At 70.5% G+C, this 16,826-nt stretch carries 14 protein-coding genes; 12 read left to right on the top strand and 2 right to left on the bottom strand.

Going from position 1 to position 16,826, the window contains the following annotated elements:
* Nucleotides 1-89: 89 nt before the first annotated feature.
* The 5 genes from ACWIFB_RS02915 (at nt 90) to ACWIFB_RS02895 (ending at nt 5,072) form a co-directional block, all read left to right on the top strand.
* Nucleotides 90-431: a transglycosylase family protein gene (locus ACWIFB_RS02915; protein WP_230929288.1), complete on the top strand. Its 342-nt coding sequence runs from the start codon at nt 90-92 to the stop codon at nt 429-431.
* A 172-nt stretch (nt 432-603) separates the two neighbouring features.
* Nucleotides 604-1,971, top strand: a complete 1,368-nt coding sequence (locus ACWIFB_RS02910) for an MFS transporter (RefSeq protein ID WP_454057242.1) — start codon at nt 604-606, stop codon at nt 1,969-1,971.
* 124 nt (nt 1,972-2,095) lie between these two features.
* Nucleotides 2,096-2,587, top strand: coding sequence for a glutathione peroxidase (locus tag ACWIFB_RS02905; RefSeq protein WP_452098073.1), 492 nt, complete (start codon nt 2,096-2,098; stop codon nt 2,585-2,587).
* Between the two features lie 83 nt (nt 2,588-2,670).
* Nucleotides 2,671-3,852 carry an alpha/beta hydrolase gene (locus ACWIFB_RS02900; RefSeq protein WP_454057241.1) on the top strand — a complete coding sequence of 394 codons (1,182 nt, stop codon included), beginning with the start codon at nt 2,671-2,673 and terminating at the stop codon, nt 3,850-3,852.
* A 71-nt stretch (nt 3,853-3,923) separates the two neighbouring features.
* Nucleotides 3,924-5,072: an alpha/beta hydrolase gene (locus ACWIFB_RS02895; protein WP_452098071.1), complete on the top strand. Its 1,149-nt coding sequence runs from the start codon at nt 3,924-3,926 to the stop codon at nt 5,070-5,072.
* A 127-nt stretch (nt 5,073-5,199) separates the two neighbouring features.
* Here the strand turns inward: ACWIFB_RS02895 and ACWIFB_RS02890 are convergent, their stop codons facing one another.
* Nucleotides 5,200-6,474 carry a pyridoxal phosphate-dependent aminotransferase gene (locus tag ACWIFB_RS02890; RefSeq protein WP_452098070.1) on the bottom strand — a complete coding sequence of 425 codons (1,275 nt, stop codon included), beginning with the start codon at nt 6,472-6,474 and terminating at the stop codon, nt 5,200-5,202.
* A 317-nt stretch (nt 6,475-6,791) separates the two neighbouring features.
* Nucleotides 6,792-8,057, bottom strand: coding sequence for a TerC family protein (locus ACWIFB_RS02885; RefSeq protein ID WP_454057240.1), 1,266 nt, complete (start codon nt 8,055-8,057; stop codon nt 6,792-6,794).
* Between the two features lie 235 nt (nt 8,058-8,292).
* On the opposite strand from ACWIFB_RS02885, the gene ACWIFB_RS02880 reads away from it, so the two are divergent.
* The 7 genes from ACWIFB_RS02880 to ACWIFB_RS02850 all read left to right on the top strand — a co-directional run bounded on the left by ACWIFB_RS02880 (nt 8,293) and on the right by ACWIFB_RS02850 (nt 16,746).
* Complete coding sequence (locus ACWIFB_RS02880) at nt 8,293-9,744, top strand: aminotransferase-like domain-containing protein (RefSeq protein WP_454057239.1); 1,452 nt, start codon at nt 8,293-8,295, stop codon at nt 9,742-9,744.
* 111 nt (nt 9,745-9,855) lie between these two features.
* Nucleotides 9,856-10,680 carry a mycofactocin-coupled SDR family oxidoreductase gene (locus ACWIFB_RS02875; RefSeq protein ID WP_344996885.1) on the top strand — a complete coding sequence of 275 codons (825 nt, stop codon included), beginning with the start codon at nt 9,856-9,858 and terminating at the stop codon, nt 10,678-10,680.
* A gap of 288 nt (nt 10,681-10,968) precedes the next feature.
* Nucleotides 10,969-12,528 carry an FAD-dependent oxidoreductase gene (locus ACWIFB_RS02870; RefSeq protein ID WP_454057238.1) on the top strand — a complete coding sequence of 520 codons (1,560 nt, stop codon included), beginning with the start codon at nt 10,969-10,971 and terminating at the stop codon, nt 12,526-12,528.
* On the top strand, nt 12,525-14,954 hold the full coding sequence (locus ACWIFB_RS02865) for a molybdopterin oxidoreductase family protein (protein WP_454057237.1): 2,430 nt from the start codon (nt 12,525-12,527) through the stop codon (nt 14,952-14,954). Before ACWIFB_RS02870 ends, ACWIFB_RS02865 begins: the two co-directional genes overlap by 4 nt.
* Nucleotides 14,951-15,433 carry a hypothetical protein gene (locus tag ACWIFB_RS02860; protein ID WP_452098064.1) on the top strand — a complete coding sequence of 161 codons (483 nt, stop codon included), beginning with the start codon at nt 14,951-14,953 and terminating at the stop codon, nt 15,431-15,433. The genes ACWIFB_RS02865 and ACWIFB_RS02860 overlap by 4 nt, the downstream gene beginning before the upstream one ends.
* 26 nt (nt 15,434-15,459) lie before the next feature.
* Nucleotides 15,460-16,266: a Crp/Fnr family transcriptional regulator gene (locus tag ACWIFB_RS02855; protein ID WP_454057236.1), complete on the top strand. Its 807-nt coding sequence runs from the start codon at nt 15,460-15,462 to the stop codon at nt 16,264-16,266.
* 72 nt (nt 16,267-16,338) lie between these two features.
* A complete protein-coding gene (locus tag ACWIFB_RS02850; RefSeq protein ID WP_452098062.1) occupies nt 16,339-16,746 on the top strand; it encodes a cupin domain-containing protein in 408 nt (135 codons plus the stop codon).
* Nucleotides 16,747-16,826 lie beyond the last annotated feature (80 nt).

Here is a 16,826-nt window from a genome sequence, read left to right as displayed (position 1 = left end):
TTGCGCACCTCCCCGGCCGGGTACGTAGGGTCGGCGGCTGTCCGACGACCGATGCACGACACGCCAGACCCCCATGGAGGTCACGAAGAATGCAGAAGACCCTCGTCCGAACCCTCGCCGGCGCCTTCCTCGCGGGAGGAGTCGCCGCCGGGGCCGCCAGCCTCGCCACGCCGGCCGCCAACGCCGCCGGCCCGGCCGCCTGGGAGCAGGTCGCCCAGTGCGAGTCCGGCGGCAACTGGCAGATCAACACCGGCAACGGTTACTACGGCGGCCTGCAGTTCGCCGCACAGACCTGGACCGCGCACGGCGGCGGCGAGTACGCCGCCACCGCCGACCAGGCCACCAAGGAGCAGCAGATCGCCGTGGGTGAGCGGGTGCTCGCCAGCCAGGGCGCCGGCGCGTGGCCCAACTGCGGCGGGCCGCTCGGCTGACGAGACGGCCGACGGGCTGGCCCGTCCAGCCGACAGATCCCGGAATCCGCTACCCGCGTTCCGGGTCCGCTACCTCCCCTGGAGGGCAGCGGACCCGGGCGGAGGGTGGCGGATTCTGCGGTTGTGGGGTTCCGGGCGGTGGTGTCGGAGTGGGCGGCTACTGTCCTGAGACGTGAGCGCCCCCGACCGTCTGTACACCCGCCTCGTCACGCGGGTCGATCCCGCCGAGACGGCGCTGCCCCGCGACGTGCAGCAGGACGTGCCGCGCAACGGGCTGCGGCTGGTCGCGGCCAACACGTTCCAGTCGTCGGGGGACCAGATGGTCAGCGCGTCGACCGTGCTGCCGTGGCTGTTCCACGTGATCGGCGTGCCGGCCGCGCTGGTGGGACTGCTGGTGCCGATCCGCGAGTCCGGGTCGATGCTGCCGCAGGCATTCCTCACGCCGCTGGTCGTGCGGGTGCGGCGGCGCAAGTGGGTGTTCGTCACCGGTGCGGGCGTACAGGCGGCGTCGGTGGCGGTGATGGCCGCGATCGCCGCGCTCGGTCACGGGACCGCCGCGGGCGTGGGGATCCTGGCGGCGCTCGTCATGTTCTCGCTGGGCCGCTGCCTGTGTTCGATCGCGTCCAAGGACGTCCAGGGGCGCACGATCCCGTCCGGTGAACGCGGGCAGATCATCGGGCTGGCCACCTCCGCCGCGGGGCTCGTGGCCGTCACGCTGGGTCTGGCGATCCGGCTGGTGGGCGGACACGACATCGACGCCGGGCAGATCGCGATCCTGCTGGCGGCGGGCGCGGTCATGTGGACCCTGTCCGCTGCGGTGTACGCGCAGATCAAGGAGCCCGCAGGGGAGGGGCGGTCGGAGAAGTCCGGCAAGGACGACTCCTCGGGCTCGGGCGGTGAGGGCGGTGAGGGCGCGTCCGGCTCGTGGTTCGCCGACGCCGCGCGCCTGTTCCGCGAGGATCCCACCTTCCGGAAGTTCATCTCCGTGCGCGGGCTGCTGCTGGTGTCGTCACTGAGCCCGCCGTTCATCGTGTCGATGTCGGTCGCCGCGGGCACCCACGCCCTGACCGGGCTGGGCGGGTTCATCCTCGCCTCGGGCGTGGCGTCGCTGATCGGCGGGCGGATCTTCGGCCGCATGGCCGACCGGTCCAGCCGGCTGCTGATGGCGCGTGCGGCGTCGGCGGCCTCGCTCGTGGCGATCGCGCTGGTCGTGGTGGTGCTCGCGGTCCCCGGCTTCGACGGCGGATCGGCCGCCGGCACGGCCGTGTTCGTGGGTTCCTACTTCCTGCTCACGCTGCTGCACTCCGGCGTTCGGGTCGGCCGCAAGACCTACGTCGTGGACGTCGCGGAAGGGGACACACGGACCGCTTATGTCGCGGTGGGCAACACCAGCATGGGGATCATCCTGTTGCTGGTCGGCGGCATCAGCTCGGCACTCGCGTTGATCGGCGTCCAGTGGGCACTGGTCTTCTTGGCGGTAATGGGCCTGATCGGCGCGGCCTCGGCACTGACGATGCCGGACGTCTCCCGCGGCCGGTAGCGGGGCAACGGCCCACCAGGGCCGGTCACCGGGGGACAATGGAGCGTGATCCGCGCGCGACCGAGCCGCGCGCGTCGGGGACCGACCAGAACGACGACAACAACGCGAACAACGAGGAGTCCTCATGGCCGACACCCCCACCCTCTCGGACTTCCGGGCCCGCCTGCTCGACGGCAGCGAGAAGGACCTCTCGGACTACGCGGGCCGGGTCGTGCTGGTGGTCAACACCGCGAGCAAGTGCGGATTCACCCCGCAGTACAAGGGCCTGCAGAAGCTCTACGAGGACTACCGCGAGGACGGGCTCGTGGTGCTCGGCTTCCCCTGCGACCAGTTCGCGCACCAGGAGCCGGGCGACGATGAGCAGATAGGGGAATTCTGCGAACGGAACTTCGGCGTGGAGTTCCCGATGTTCTCCAAGATCGACGTCAACGGCGCCGATGCCCACCCGCTGTACCGCTGGCTCAAATCGGAGAAGTCCGGGATGCTCGGCGGGCGCATCACGTGGAACTTCACCAAGTTCCTCATCGGTCGCGACGGTCGGGTGGTGGGCCGCTTCGGCCCTAACCGGAAGCCGCAGGACCTCGGCGGAGCGGTTGAGGGGGCCCTGCGCGGGTGATCGTGCGAGGGGTCTGGTAACGCGTCGGGGCTCAGGATCGATTAAGCTTTCCGAGCACGCCCTCCCCTCGAATCTGGAGGCTCATGTCCCTCGGACTCGGTCGCCTCGCGGCCGCCACCGCCGGCGCCCTCACCCTCGCCCTCACCATCGGGTCGATCACGCCCGCCTACGCCCAACTCGACGGCATCGACACCTCCTCGCTCGGACTAGAGGAAGTTGAGATGATCGGCTCGGTCGCCGGTTCACTGCCGCTCGGGTCCGCCCTCGGCTCGCTCGGCGCCCTCGGTTCCTCCGACTTCCCGCTCGACGGCGCCGGGTCGCTGCAGGAGCTCAAGAAGCCGCCCCGCCCGCGCCAGGACACGATCACCGGGTCGAAGTTCGTCGGGCTCGACAAGACCGTCGGCGAGTACGAGTACTGGCTGGTCACCTCCGCGGCGATGCAGCGAGAGGTGATCGTCGAGGTCGTTCCCTCGCAGGTCACCGACCAGGGCCCGGCGCCGGTGCTGTACATGCTCGACGGCGTCGACTCGCCGGAGGGTAATTCCGGCTACCGACACCAGGTGCACATCGACGAGATGATGCAGAACGAGAACGTCCACATCGTGGCGCCCACCGGCGCGTACTCGGCGTACTGGGCGGACTGGAACGCCGAGGACTCGACTCTGGGCTACAACAAGTGGGAGACGTTCCTCACCAAGGAGCTGCCCGGCATCGTCGAATCGCAGCTCGCGGAGCGCGGGACGCCGACCAACGGCAACAACGCCGTCGGTGGCGTATCGATGGGCGGTCAGGCGGCGATGCACCTCGCGGCCACGCACCCCGAGCTCTACCAGGGCGTCATGTCCATCTCCGGCTACTACTCGACCATGGACGAGCTGGGCTACCAGTCGATCCGCGGCGCCATCGAGGGCCGGGGTGGCGAGCTCGAGAACATGTGGGGCCCGCGCGGCAGCGACCGCTGGAAGGACCACGACACGATCTCGCACGTGCAGGGCCTCGAGAACACCGCCGTCTACTTCTCCGCCGGCAGCCCCAGGGTCGGGCAGACAGATATCGAGGAGTACGGGGACGACTACCTCAAGATGACCCTGGGCCTCCTGCTGGAGTCGGGCGTGCGGTCCGGAACCGAGGAGTTCGAGCGGGTACTCGATCGCGAGGGCATCAAGCATCTCGCCGACTACGCCGACACAGGCTTCCACAACTGGCATACCTTTGTGCCGAAGATCAAGCCCGGCTGGGACTACATCAAGTCGGCGCTGTACTGAGCCGCCGGCTCTTTCTGCACCACCTTTTCTCGTCGTCACCGGGCGGCGACACGATCCGCCATCGGAGACACATGAATCCCGCACTGCGCCGCCTCGCGGCCACCACCGCCGGCGCTCTCGCCACCGCCCTGACCATCGGCTCGGCCGGCCCCGCCGCGGCCCAGGACATCGACGTGTCCAGCCTCGGTGAGGGAGGAGTGGAGACGGCGCTCGAGGTGATCGGCTCGCTGCCGGTCGGATCGACCGCCGGGGTCATCGGCTCGGTCGGCTCGGCGGACTTCCCGCTGGGCACGGGCTCGCAAACTCCTCTGTACGGCGATCCCCGCCCGCACAAGGACGTCGCAGCGCCAGGCTTCGTCAGCAAGACGAAGGTCGGGGACTACGAATACTGGGTCGTCGACTCCTTCGCGATGCAGCGGGAGGTCCTCGTCGAGGTGATGCCGTCCAAGGGGGAGGGGCCCGCGCCGGTGCTCTATCTGCTCGACGGTGTCGACTCCCCGGAGAAGCCCTCCGGATGGCGGTCCATGGCCAAGACCGACACGCGGCCGCTCGCGAACGACAACGTCCACGTCGTGGCCCCCACCGGGGCGTACGCCTCGTACTGGACGGATTGGAAGAGCGACGATCCGCTCCTCGGAAACTACAAGTGGGAGACGTTCCTCACCGAGGAGCTGCCCGGGATCGTCGAGTCGCAGCTGCAGGTGACCGACAAGGCTGCGGTCGGCGGCATCTCGATGGGAGGCCAGGCGGCGATGCACCTCGCCGCGACATACGACATGTACGACGCCGTGATGTCGTTCAGCGGCAACTACTCCACCATGGACCCGCTCGGCTACCAGACGTTGCGCATGACCGTCGAGACGCGCGGCGCCGACGTCCAGAACATGTGGGGCCCGCACGGCAGTGACCAGTGGCGGGAGAACGACACGATCTCCCATGTGGGCGGCCTGGATGGCAAGAGCGTGTTCTTCTCGGCAGGGAGCGGAGTCATCGGGCCCGACGACCTCGCGGCGTACAAGGGGGACGTGCAGTCGCTGGCCGTGGGCGTGGTTCTCGAGCGCGGAGTTCTCGAGGGCACCACGGCGTTCGAGCGGGCACTCAACCAGGCCGGTGTCGAGCACGAGGTCGTCTACACACCGACCGGCGCCCACAACTGGGTCAACTTCATGAAGAACTTCGACGCCGGGTGGGACTACATCAAGCCCGCGCTCCAGGGCTGATCAGGCGGGATACGCGAAGTCACCGGCTCGCGCCCATCGCCCAGAGGGTTCCGCACACGTCTACTCGCGAGATGTGTGCGGAACCCTCTGGACGATGAGACGGCGCGTCTTGCGGGGCGGGCCGGGTTCAGGCCGCGACGCGGAGCCTGCGGCGGGCGAGGTAGTCGCCGATCGAGGCGATCGCCCGCTCCAGAACGCCTGCCTCCGGCAGGCAGACGATCCGGAAGTGGTCGGGCTCGGGCCAGTTGAACCCCGTCCCGTGCGTGACGAGAACATGCTCCGAGCGCAGCAGATCGAGGACGAACTCCTCGTCGTCGTCGATCCCGTACATCTCCCGGTCGATCCGAGGGAAGCAGTACAGAGCTCCGCGCGGCGGTACGCAGCTCACCCCGGGGATCGCATTCAGGGCGTCCGACGCCATCGCCAGCTGCGACTCCAGGCGGCCGCCCGGGTCGACGACGTCCGCCGGGAGCGCGGATCCGGGCGTCCCCGCGGCGAGCGCCACCGGGATCGCGTACTGGCCCGGCACGTTGGGGCAGACCCGCATGTTCGACAGCAGCGTGATGCCCTCGAGCAGGTCCGCGGCGTGGTCGAGCGGCCCGGTCGCGGCGACCCAGCCGGCCCGATAGCCGCACACCCGGTACGCCTTGGACAGGCCGCCGAAGGTCAGACACAACACGTCACTGCCGGCCGCGAGCGCCGCGTGGTGATGCACGGCCTCGCCGAAGACCAGCTCTTCGTAGATCTCGTCGCTGAGCAGGACGAGTCCGTGGCGGCGAGCGATGTCGGCCATCCCGCGGACCGTCTCCTCGCTGTAGACCGCGCCCGTCGGGTTGTTGGGATTGATCAGGACGAGGGCCTTCGTGCGCGGGGTGACCTTGGACTCGATGTCCTCCAGCGACGGGTTCCAGCCGTTCGCCTCATCGGCCAGGTAGTGCATGGGCACGCCGCCGGTGAGGTTCACGGCGCCGGTCCACGTGGGGTAGTCGGGTGCCGGGACCAGGATTTCGTCGCCCGGGTTCACCAGGGCCTGCAGGACGAGGGTGATGAGCTCGCTGACGCCGTTGCCCAGGAACACGTCCTCGGCCGAGATCTGGTCGATCCCGCAGCGGCGGTAGTGCTCGGCGACCGCCTCGCGCGCGACCGGGATTCCGCGCGAATCCGAGTAGGCCTGGCCGTCGCCGAGGTCGCGGGCCACGGCCTCGACGATCTCGGGGCGTGCGTCGAGGCCGAACGGGCGCATGTTGCCCAGGTTCAGGCGCAGGATGTCGTGGCCCTCGGCCTCGAGTCGCATGGCCTCGGTGAGGATGGGGCCGCGCACGTCGTAACGGACGTCGCGGAGGCGTGCGGACTGGCGGTACGTGGGCGCCGGGCGGTTGTAGGCGGTCGCGGAGTTCTGCATGAGGCCATTCCATCCGCTAAGTGGCTCGGCTGGGAAGGTCCACTTCGGGCCAAATGGTGAGACCACTTTGGCGAAGGTTCGGGGCGGCCGATACGGGGATTGCTGACGGCCGGTGGTCCGGTGTCGGCGCTGCCCGAACTTTGGTGGCGTCACTGCTATCTTTCCGGGCTGGGTTCGCAGTGATGCCGACGAGTTTCGCACTCATGTCGACAAGGTCTGGCGGGGCCGGGGTCAGTGCCGGCCGCCCCGGCCCGGGCCAGCGGGGCCCGGGCACGCCGCCCCAGGCCCCAGGCCCCGGGCCCCAGGCCCCGGCGCCGTCAGACCGTGGGGCCGCGCTGCTTGACGATCTTCTCGGACTCGCCGGCCTCGCGACCCGCGGCCCGCGCGGAGGCCAACCGGGTCTCGTGCGCGGTGCGGATGATGTCGGAGTACTTGTCCTTGTGTTCGAGCAGTTCCTCGCGGTACCTCGGCGCCACGGACTCGGCCTTGCGGGTCCAGTCGTCCATGAGCTGCTCGGCCTGCACGCGGTCGGCCTCGGAGACGTCGGTGTCCTCGGCGAGCCTGGAGTAGCGGAACGCGTAGCGCTCGGCGTTCTGCAGCGCACGCAGTGCCTTGCCCTTGGGGCTGAGCAGCGAGACCGCCACGGTGATCGCCAGGATGATCACGATCACCAGCAGCGAGAGGTTGGTGGGGATCTCCACGACGGAGACGTTCTCGCCCTCGTTGATGAACGGCAGGTTGTTCTCGTGCAGTGCGTGCAGGATCAGCTTGACGCCGATGAACCCGAGGATCGCGGACAGCCCGTAGGACAGGTACACGAGCCGGTCGAGCAGGCCGTCGATGAGGAAGTACAGCTGCCGCAGACCCATCAGCGAGAACGCGGTGGCGGTGAAGACGATGTACGGCTCCTGCGTCAGACCGAAGATCGCGGGGATCGAGTCGAACGCGAAAAGGATGTCGGTGGCACCGATCGCCACCATGACCAGCAGCATCGGCGTGAGCAGCCGCTTGCCGTTCTCGCGGGTGAACAGCTTGTCGCCGTCGTAGTGCTCGGAGGCCGGCAGGAACCGCTTGGCCAGCCGGACCATGACGTTGTCGGCCTCGTCCTTGCCGTCCTTGTCCCCGGTGAGCTCGCCTCGGAGCTGCTGGCCGGCGATGAGCAGGAGCGCGATGCCGAACAGGTAGAATACGTCCGACCAGGCCTCGATGATCGCGGCGCCGAGGAGGATGAACACCGTGCGCGAGATCAGCGCGAACGTGATGCCGAACAGCAGCACCTTCTGCTGGAACTCACGCGGCACCTTGAACGACGCCATGATCACCAGGAACACGAAGAGGTTGTCGACGCTCAACGCCTTCTCGGTGATGTAGCCGGCGTAGTACTCGACGGCGTGCGCGGTGTCGCCCACGGCGAAGAACATGAGGCCGAACAACAGGGCCAGACCCACGTAGATCGCGGACCAGACCGCGGCCTCGCGGATGGTCGGCAGGTGTGCCTTGCGCACGTGGAAGAAATAGTCGAAGGCCAGCAGGCCCACGATCACCGCGATCGTGATGCCCCAGAGCAGCGGAGTGATCTCCATGGACGGAGAGGGTCCTTTCGTGAGAGACGGCGTGGGACGACAAAGCCCCGTGAGTCTCTCCGCTCACCCGGGCCTTGACCGTTGGTGTGAGCCGCTGTGCCCGGCCGACCCGATCCTCGGGCCCGCGTGCTGACGTCCACAGCGTGATGGATACTCCCCCACTGCCGGTGAATCCTACACGCTGGCGGGCGACTTCTCCGGCCTCGTGACCGCGGTCGCCGCCTACGCTTGGTCCATGTCCCGCACCTCCCGCCCCGGCGCCCTGGTCCTGGGGCAGGTGTCGGGAGCCGCGGATCTGGTGGACGCGATCATCGAGCGCATCGCGGACGGCGCCCTGGCCGACGGCGACCGCCTGCCGTCCACACGCGCGCTGGCCGAGCAGACGGGCCTGTCCCGGGGGACGGTCGTGCGCGCGTTCGACGAACTCGCCGCCGCCGGATTCGTGGCCTCCGAACACGGCTCCGGCACCCGCGTCAGCCGGGGCGCCGCGCAGGCCGCCCGCGCGGGTGCCAGGACCCGGCGGAGTGACGGTGCTGCGTCTGAGGCCTCGTCGTCGCCCCTACCCGAGACCCGTCGGGGGCGATCGCCGCGCGACCTGCGTCCCGGGATCCCGGACGCCGCGCTGGTGGAGGAGCGTGCGTGGCGGTCGGCGGTGCGGGCGGCCGCGGCGCAGGGGCTCGCTGGGGTCAACCCGTGGGAGGAGCCGAGTCCGACGGTGCGCGCGGCGTTGGCGGGGCACCTGCGGCGGCATCGCGGGATCGCCGGCGCGGACCCGCTGCTGTTCGACTCGTCGCGCTCGGCGATCGCCGCCCTGTGCGCCGCGTTCGTCGCCCGGCGCGAGGAGGCCGGCCGGCCGGGCCCCGCCGCGATCCCGTTCCACATGGAGGATCCCGGCTACCGCGGCGCGCTACTCATGGCGCGCGAGCAGGGCCTGGACGTGCACTTTCACCCCGTCGACCCGGACGGCCTCGACGCCGCGCGCCTGGGCGAGACGCCCGCGATCGTGTTCACCACGCCCGCGCACCAGTACCCGCTCGGCCACCGCATGAGCGTCGAGCGGCGGGTCGCGCTGGTGGAGTGGGCGCGACGGACGGGCTCGCTGGTGATCGAGGACGACTACGACGGCGAATTCCGCTACGGCGTCGCGCCGTTGCCCGCGCTCGCGACGCTGCCGGGCGCCGACGGGTGCGTGGCGTACGTCGGCACGTCGTCCAAGTCCGTGGCCCCTGACCTGCGTGTCGCCTGGTGCCTGCCACCGGTCGGGTTGCGCCGCGAGGTCGAGCGGTGGCTGGCGGTGCACCGGCGCGGGCCGTCGTCGCTGCCCGCGGACGCGCTGGCCGGGTTCATGGCCTCGGGCGCGATGGACCGGCACCTGGCGCGGGCGGCGCGGGTGTACAGCGATCGGCGCGCGCGCCTGGTTGCGGCGCTCGCGCGCGAGTGCCCGACCGTGGATGTGACAGGTGTAGAGGCGGGGCTCCACCTGTGCGTGATGCTGCCGGGATATGACGACGACGACGTGGTCCGCGCACTCGAGCGGGCCGGGTGGCGGACGCGGTCGCTGAGTAGCCAGTCCGCGCGGTATCCGGTGTCGGGGTTGGTACTGAGCTATTCGCGGCTGGTCGCGCGCGATGCTGACGCGTTCGCCGCGGCGCTTCGCGAGGTGCTGGACGCGACAGGTTCAGGCTGATCCACATCGGCGGGCGCGCTTCGGTGCTTAGATTCTGACAGCAGTCAGGTCGCCCCGCCGGGCGGCCCGGCAGGTCGCCGTTCGGGCATCGTGAGCAGGAGCGTGGAGCACATGGAACAGCAGTCACTCGCGGGCAAGGTCGCCTTCATCACCGGCGCGGCCCGGGGCCAGGGGCGCAGTCACGCGGTGGAGCTGGCGCGGCGCGGGGCCCGCATCCTCGCCCTCGACATCTGCGAGGACATCGCGTCGGTGCCGTACGCCCTGGCCACGCAGTCGGATCTGGATCAGACCGTCGCCGAGGTGGAGGCGGTCGGCGGTGAGATCGTGGCGGTGCAGGGCGATGTGCGCGAGACCGCCGACGTCGCCGCAGCCGTGGACCGGTGTGTCGAGGCGTTCGGCGTGCCGGACATCGTCGTGGCCAACGCGGGCATCAACCTCCAGCGCGGGCAGGAGCCGGATGCGCAGGTCGCGTTCATCGACACGATCATGGTCAACCTGGTCGGCGTGTGGAACACCGTCCACGCGATCGCGCCGCTCATGGTCGAGCGGGATCAGGGCGGATCGATCGTGCTCATCTCGTCGACGAACGGCCTGACCGGCCGCGGCGGCGACGGCAGCGGCGCCGCGACCGGGTACACCGCCAGCAAGCACGGCGTGGTGGGCATCATGCGCAGTCTCATGATCTGGCTGGCGCCGCACGGCATCCGCATCAACACCATCCACCCGGCCGGCGTGCCCACCGCGATGGTGTCGCACGCGGAGATGCAGGCCTGGTTCGCGGGCAACCCGGCCGGGCACACGATGGGCAATGCGTTGCCGGTGCCGATGCTCGACCCCATCGACATCTCGCGCGCGGTGCTCTACCTGGTGGAGGAGTCGGGCCGGCACATCACCGGTATCACGCTCCCCGTGGACGCCGGGTTCACCGGCAAGTAGCGCACGTAGCCCTCTGCAGCGCCTGCCGCCTGCTGCCCGATCACCTGGCCGCCCCGCCGCCTCGCCGCCTCGCCGCCCGGCTGCGTCGGGAAGAGGGTTCGGCCCGCATCGCCCGAGTGAGTCTGTGCGCTTTCCGCTTCTCGATGGAGCCCTCGACTTGGCGTGAGTCGCGCGGCGCGGGCCGGAGTACATCGTGAGAAGCGGACCGTGTGAGCAGACGGCGATTCTGCGCCGGCGTGGAAGTCGAGCGGATGCGTTGGCGGTTGGGCAGTCCTACGGTAAGCCACCATGGGCACTTCGTACTGGCAGCGCAGCACCATCGACGTCCCCGCAGTCGACATCCCGGCCGACGAGCACGTGGACCTCGTGGTCGCGGGTGCGGGCTTCACCGGCCTGATCACCGCGCTCATGGCGGCGGCGCGCGGCCACTCGGTGGTGGTGATCGAAGCGCGGACCGTCGGCGCGGGCGCCAGCGGGGCGACCACGGCCAAGGTGTCGGTGCTGCAGGGCACGCGGCTCTCCGCCATCCGGTCACGCCACGGCCTGGACACCGCCCGCGCCTACGCCGACGCCAACCTGTACGGCCTGGACTGGTGGGCCGAGTTCTGCGAGACCCACGACGTGGCCGTGCAGCGCCCGCGGGCCGTGACGTTCTCGCGCGGCCTGCTCGGCGGGTCCGCGCTGGGCAAGGAGATGCGCACCCTTCGCGATCTGGGATTGCCCGCGCGGTGGTACGACCGGATCGACGTGCCGTTCCCTGCCAAGGCCGCGGTCGAGCTGCCGGAGCAGCTGCAGTTCGACCCGGCCGAGGCGCTGGCCGCGCTGGTTCGGACGGTCGAGGCGCTCGGCGTGCGGATCGTGGAGGGCGCGCGTGTCACCGGCCTCGATGCGCGGGGCAGCGGGGACGAGGCGTTCGTCGACGTGACCGTCGACGCGGTGGCGGGCGACGTCGTCGTCGACACCTCCGACGCCTCAGGCACCTCCGGCACCACGGCCGCACCCGGTCCCACCCGTCGCTCCACCCTCACCGCGCGCGACGTGGTGCTGGCCACGGCGACGCCGGCGCTCGACCGCGGCCCCTCGGTCGCGACCATGGAGGCCGAACGTTCCTACCTGTGCGCGTTCGACTACGCGGGCGGACTACCGGAGGGCATGTATGTCTCCGTCGAGAGCCCGGCGCGGTCGCTGCGCGCGGTCCCGTCCGCGGGCGGCGAGGTGCTGCTCGTCGGCGGCAACGGCCACCGCACCGGCACGGCCGCCGGGACCGCCGACAAGCTCGACTCCCTGCGCGAATACGCGGAGAAGCACTTCCCGGGCGCGCGCCTCACGCATGGCTGGTCCGCGCAGGACTACCACCCGGTGACGATGCTGCCCCGCTCCGGACCGCTGCCGTGGGGGCGCGGGCGGGTCCACTTCGCCGGCGGCTACAGCAAGTGGGGACTGGCGGCGGCGCCCGCGGCCGCGGGGATCATGGTCGACCGCCTCGAGGGGCGCGAACCGCGGACGTCGTTCGGGCGGCCCACGATCGCCGGCACGGTCCGGGGCGCGGTGCCGTTCGCGGCGGGATTGCCGGCGCAGCTCGCCGCGACCGCGGCGCAGGCGGTGGTACGGCCGCCACGGCCGAGCATCCGGCCGATGGGCCAGGCCAGGGGCGACGACGACGAGACCTGCCGCGTCGGACTGCTGTGCCCTCACCTGGGAGCCGTACTGAGCTGGAACGAAGCGGAGCGGTCCTGGGACTGCCCGTGGCACGGGTCGCGCTTCTCGGCGTGCGGCGAGCTGCTCGAGGGGCCGGCCGCGCGCGGACTCACGAGGTACGACGCCCACCAGGAAGGGAGGACCGGATGAGCCCGACACATCCCGACAGCAGCAGGCCGCGGCCCACGCGGATCGATCAGCCGTGGGGCGAGCGCACCGCCTACGGGCCCGGCGAGGACTGGCCGGTCCGCGTGGACACCCACCTGGCGGACGGCGTGCGCGAGGAGGACGTGGACCGCTGGGTCCAGACCGCCTCCATCCTGCATTCCAACGGCGACGCGATGGACATGGCGGTGGTCGACGGCCGCATCCAGGGGGTTCGTGGGCGGGCCGGCGACCGCGTCAATCACGGTCGCCTGGGCGTTAAGGACCTCTACGGCTGGCAGGCCAACTCCTCGCCGGACCGGCTGACCCGGCCGCTGGTGCGGGAGAACGGCCAGCTGGTCGAGACGGACTGGGATACCGCGATGGACCGGGTCGTCGGCCGGACACGGGAGCTGCTGGACGAGCAGGGAGCCAGCGCGATCGGCTTCTACACCAGCGGCCAGCTGTTCGCCGAGGAGTACTACACGCTGGGCGTGATCGCCCACGGTGGGATCGGCACCAACCACGTCGACGGCAACACGCGGCTGTGCACGGCCACCGCCGCCGCGGCGCTCAAGGCCTCCTTCGGCTGCGACGGGCAGCCGGGCTCGTACACCGACATCGACCACGCCGACGTGATCGCCCTGTACGGCCACAACATGGCCGAGACGCAGAGCGTCCTGTGGATGCGGATCCTCGACCGGCTGGCCGGTCCCAACCCACCCGCGATCCTGTGCGTGGACCCGCGACGGACCCCGGTGGCCGCGCACGCCACCCTCCACCTGGCGCCGCTGCCCGGCACCAACATGGCGCTGATGAACGCGCTCATCCACGAGCTCATCGAGTCCGACGCCGTGGACCGCGACTACGTGGACTCGCACACGGTGGGCTACGACTCGCTGGCCGGGCAGGTCGCCGACTGCACGCCCGAGTGGGCCGCCGAGATCTGCGGCGTCCCGGCCGGGCGGATCCGGGAGGCCGCGCGGCTGCTCGCGGGCGCGGAGAAGCTGATGTCGACCGTGCTGCAGGGCTTCTACCAGTCGCATCAGGCCGCGGCGGCGTCGATCCAGGTCAACAACATCCACCTCCTGCGCGGCATGCTGGGCAGGCCCGGCTGCGGCGTGCTGCAGATGAACGGCCAGCCCACGGCGGAGAACACCCGCGAGTGTGGGGCGGACGGTGACCTGGCGGGCTTCCGGAACTGGTCCAACCCCTCGCACATCGACGACCTGGCGTCGGTGTGGAACGTCGACCCGATGGCGATCCCGCACTACACCGCCCCCACGCACGCCATGCAGATGATGCGCTACGTCGAGGACGGCTCGCTGCGCCTGCTGTGGGTGAGCGGGACCAACCCGGCGGTGTCACTGCCCGAGCTGCACCGGATCCGCTCGATCCTGTCGCAGGAGCGGCTCACGCTGGTGGTCCAGGACATCTTCCTCACCGAGACCGCCCAGCTGGCCGACGTCGTGCTGCCCGCCGCTACCTGGGGGGAGAAGACCGGCACGTTCACCAACGTCGACCGCACCGTGCACCTGTCCGAGAAGGCCGTCGAGCCGCCCGGTGAGGCCAAGGCCGACCTGGACATCTTCCTCGACTACGCCCGCCGCCTTGACCTGCGCGGCAAGGACGGCAGCCCGCTCGTGCACTGGCACGACCCGGAGTCGGCGTTCGACGCCTGGACGGAGTGCAGCCGCGGGCGCCTGTGCGACTACACGGGCCTGACCTACGACAAGCTGCGCGGCGAGTCCGGTGTGCAGTGGCCGTGCAACGAGGAGAACCCGGACGGCACCGAACGTCTCTACACCGACGGCCGGTTCTGGGCCCACCCCGACGTGTGCGAGAACTACGGCCGCGACCTGGTCACGGGCGCCCCGAAGAACGCGCAGGAGTACAAGGTGTTCAACCCGGAGGGACGGGCGATGCTCAAGGGCGCGCCGTACCTGCCGGCGCACGAGAGACCCGACGACGACCACCCGCTGCATCTGATCACCGGACGCACCCTCTATCACTTCCACACGCGCACCAAGACGGGCCGGGCACCGGAGCTCGACGCCGCCGCCCCTGAGGTGTGGGTGGAGATCAGCGCGGGCGACGCTGCAGCCGCCGGGCTGACCGCCGGCGACTACGCCGAGATCTCCTCCCCGCGCGGCCGCGTCCGTGCGACGGTGCGGATCACCGACATCCGCGACGGGGTGCTGTTCCTGCCGTTCCACTACGGCTACTGGGACACCCCGACCGGCGACGGCCCGGCTCGCGACGCGGCCGGCCGGGCCGCCAACGAGCTCACCCTCACCGACTGGGACCCGGTGTCCAAGCAGCCGATCTTCAAGACCGCGGCCGCCCGGATCACGCGGGTCGCGGACTCGGCCGCTGCGGCGGAGGCCCACGGGCCGGGGCACCGGGAATCCAGGAAGGAGGGCGCGCGATGAAACTCGCACCCGTTCTGCACGAACTCCACCACTCCGAGGTGCGGCTGGGTCGGCAGCTTCTGCTGGTCTCCGAGCGATACGCCGTCGACCACGAGATCCACCACGTCGCGCGGGACAACGCCGAATGGTCGCGCCGCCACCTGCGGCGGATGGTGGAGGTCGGCGTCGACTACGGGCTCGACCTCGATCCGGCTCCCCGGCTGGAGTCCGGGCCGGCCGCCCGGGTCCGCGAGAAGGGCTCGGAGTTGATCGGCCGGCTGCGTGCGCCGGAGCTACTCATGCTCGAGGACCTGCGGAACGTGTACGTGGACGCCTCCGGCGTGCAGATGGACTGGTTGCTCCTCGCGCAGGCCGCCCAGGGGGTGCGGCACATGCGCCTGCTCGAGCTGGCCGAGGAGTGTCAGCCGGAGACCCACCGCCAGGCCAAGTGGGCGGAGGCGCAGCTCAAGGCGCACGCCACCCAGATCCTCGTGTCCTGAACCGGGAAGTTGGCACAGTGGGGGATATGAGCTCGGTTTCCGATCGTGCGGCCGCCCGCCGGGTCACGCCCCTGCGACCGACGTGCGCGCAACCGCATGCGTGCCCGGAGCCGGTACGACTGGCGGTCCTGCGGCACACACCGTTCTTCGCCGACCTCGACGCCGACGGTATCGCCGACGTCGACCGGCACTCGGTGGCACTGTCCTGGGGGGCGGGCGACGCGGTCTACACCGAGGGCGACTCGGCCGGCCACCTCTACCTGGTGGCCTACGGCCGCGCCAAAGCCTACCGCGACACCGAGGACGGCAGGACCGTCGTGGTGGACCTGCTGGCGCCGGGCGACGTCTTCGGCGGTTTCGACACGCTCGGCCGTCCGGTGTACGGCGAGACCGTGGAGGCGTTCGACACGCTCTGTGCACTGCGGATCTCCGCGGAGGACTTCCGCGAACTCCTGGTCCGCTACCCGGCTGTCGCGCTGCGGGTCGTCGACGATCTGGCGGGTCAGCTCGGCGAGTCCCGCACGACGGTGATGCACCAGTCCACCCGGACGGTGGCCGAGCGGGTCGCGGGGACGCTGCTTCGTATCGCCGACAAGTTCGGCGAGTCCCGGACGGGTTTCGGCGACGGCGGCGCGCCCGGCACACTGTTGCAGCTGCCTCTCACCCGCGCCGATCTCGCCGGGATGACCGGCTCCACACCCGAGTCCGTCTCGCGGGTGATGAGCCGCTTGCGCAGAGAGGGGATCATCGACTCCGGACGACGATGGACGGCAGTGCTCGACCGCGACGGACTGGAGGCGGTCGCGCGCCCGCTGACGGGGCCGTCCAGGTAGATACGCGCCACGCGGGCCGGCCGTTTCGGGCAGGCTGTCAGTGTCAGTTACACCGAACAGACAGGAACCGCGATGAGCCCCACCGATCATGGTCCGAACCCGTATGTCGTGGACATCGAGGACGCCACCTTGGAGAACGACAACTACCGGACCACCTTGTGGACGGGATCGAACATGCAGCTCACGGTGATGAGCATCAAGCCGGGTGACGACATCGGGCTGGAGGTCCACGACGACCACGACCAGTTCCTGCGCGTCGAGGCCGGTAAGGGCCGCGTGCAGATGGGCCCCGCCAAGGACCAGCTGGACTTCGAGCGCGAGGTCGGCGACGACTGGGTGATCCTCGTGCCGGCCGGCTCGTGGCACAACGTCACCAACATCGGTGACGAGGACCTCAAGGTGTACTCGCTGTACGCCCCGCCGGAGCACGCTCACGGCACCGTCCACCCGACCAAGGCTGACGACAACCACGATCACTGATCTGCGCGCGACGCTGACCGACAAGTCGCGCCGCACGATAGCGGCAGGGCCCGGACCGGCATCTGATTGCCGGTCCGGGC

The organism is Dietzia sp. NPDC055340 (assembly GCF_053645335.1).
This window is presented reverse-complemented; position numbering and strand designations above follow the sequence as displayed.

Coding starts and splice junctions, on each gene's coding strand:
- ACWIFB_RS02865 (WP_454057237.1), top strand. CDS start 12,525: ATGAGCCCGACACATCCCGACAGCAGCAGGCCGCGGCCCACGCGGATC.
- ACWIFB_RS02860 (WP_452098064.1), top strand. CDS start 14,951: ATGAAACTCGCACCCGTTCTGCACGAACTCCACCACTCCGAGGTGCGG.
- ACWIFB_RS02855 (WP_454057236.1), top strand. CDS start 15,460: ATGAGCTCGGTTTCCGATCGTGCGGCCGCCCGCCGGGTCACGCCCCTG.
- ACWIFB_RS02885 (WP_454057240.1), bottom strand. CDS start 8,057: ATGGAGATCACTCCGCTGCTCTGGGGCATCACGATCGCGGTGATCGTG.
- ACWIFB_RS02875 (WP_344996885.1), top strand. CDS start 9,856: ATGGAACAGCAGTCACTCGCGGGCAAGGTCGCCTTCATCACCGGCGCG.
- ACWIFB_RS02905 (WP_452098073.1), top strand. CDS start 2,096: ATGGCCGACACCCCCACCCTCTCGGACTTCCGGGCCCGCCTGCTCGAC.
- ACWIFB_RS02895 (WP_452098071.1), top strand. CDS start 3,924: ATGAATCCCGCACTGCGCCGCCTCGCGGCCACCACCGCCGGCGCTCTC.
- ACWIFB_RS02870 (WP_454057238.1), top strand. CDS start 10,969: ATGGGCACTTCGTACTGGCAGCGCAGCACCATCGACGTCCCCGCAGTC.
- ACWIFB_RS02915 (WP_230929288.1), top strand. CDS start 90: ATGCAGAAGACCCTCGTCCGAACCCTCGCCGGCGCCTTCCTCGCGGGA.
- ACWIFB_RS02900 (WP_454057241.1), top strand. CDS start 2,671: ATGTCCCTCGGACTCGGTCGCCTCGCGGCCGCCACCGCCGGCGCCCTC.
- ACWIFB_RS02850 (WP_452098062.1), top strand. CDS start 16,339: ATGAGCCCCACCGATCATGGTCCGAACCCGTATGTCGTGGACATCGAG.
- ACWIFB_RS02890 (WP_452098070.1), bottom strand. CDS start 6,474: ATGCAGAACTCCGCGACCGCCTACAACCGCCCGGCGCCCACGTACCGC.
- ACWIFB_RS02880 (WP_454057239.1), top strand. CDS start 8,293: ATGTCCCGCACCTCCCGCCCCGGCGCCCTGGTCCTGGGGCAGGTGTCG.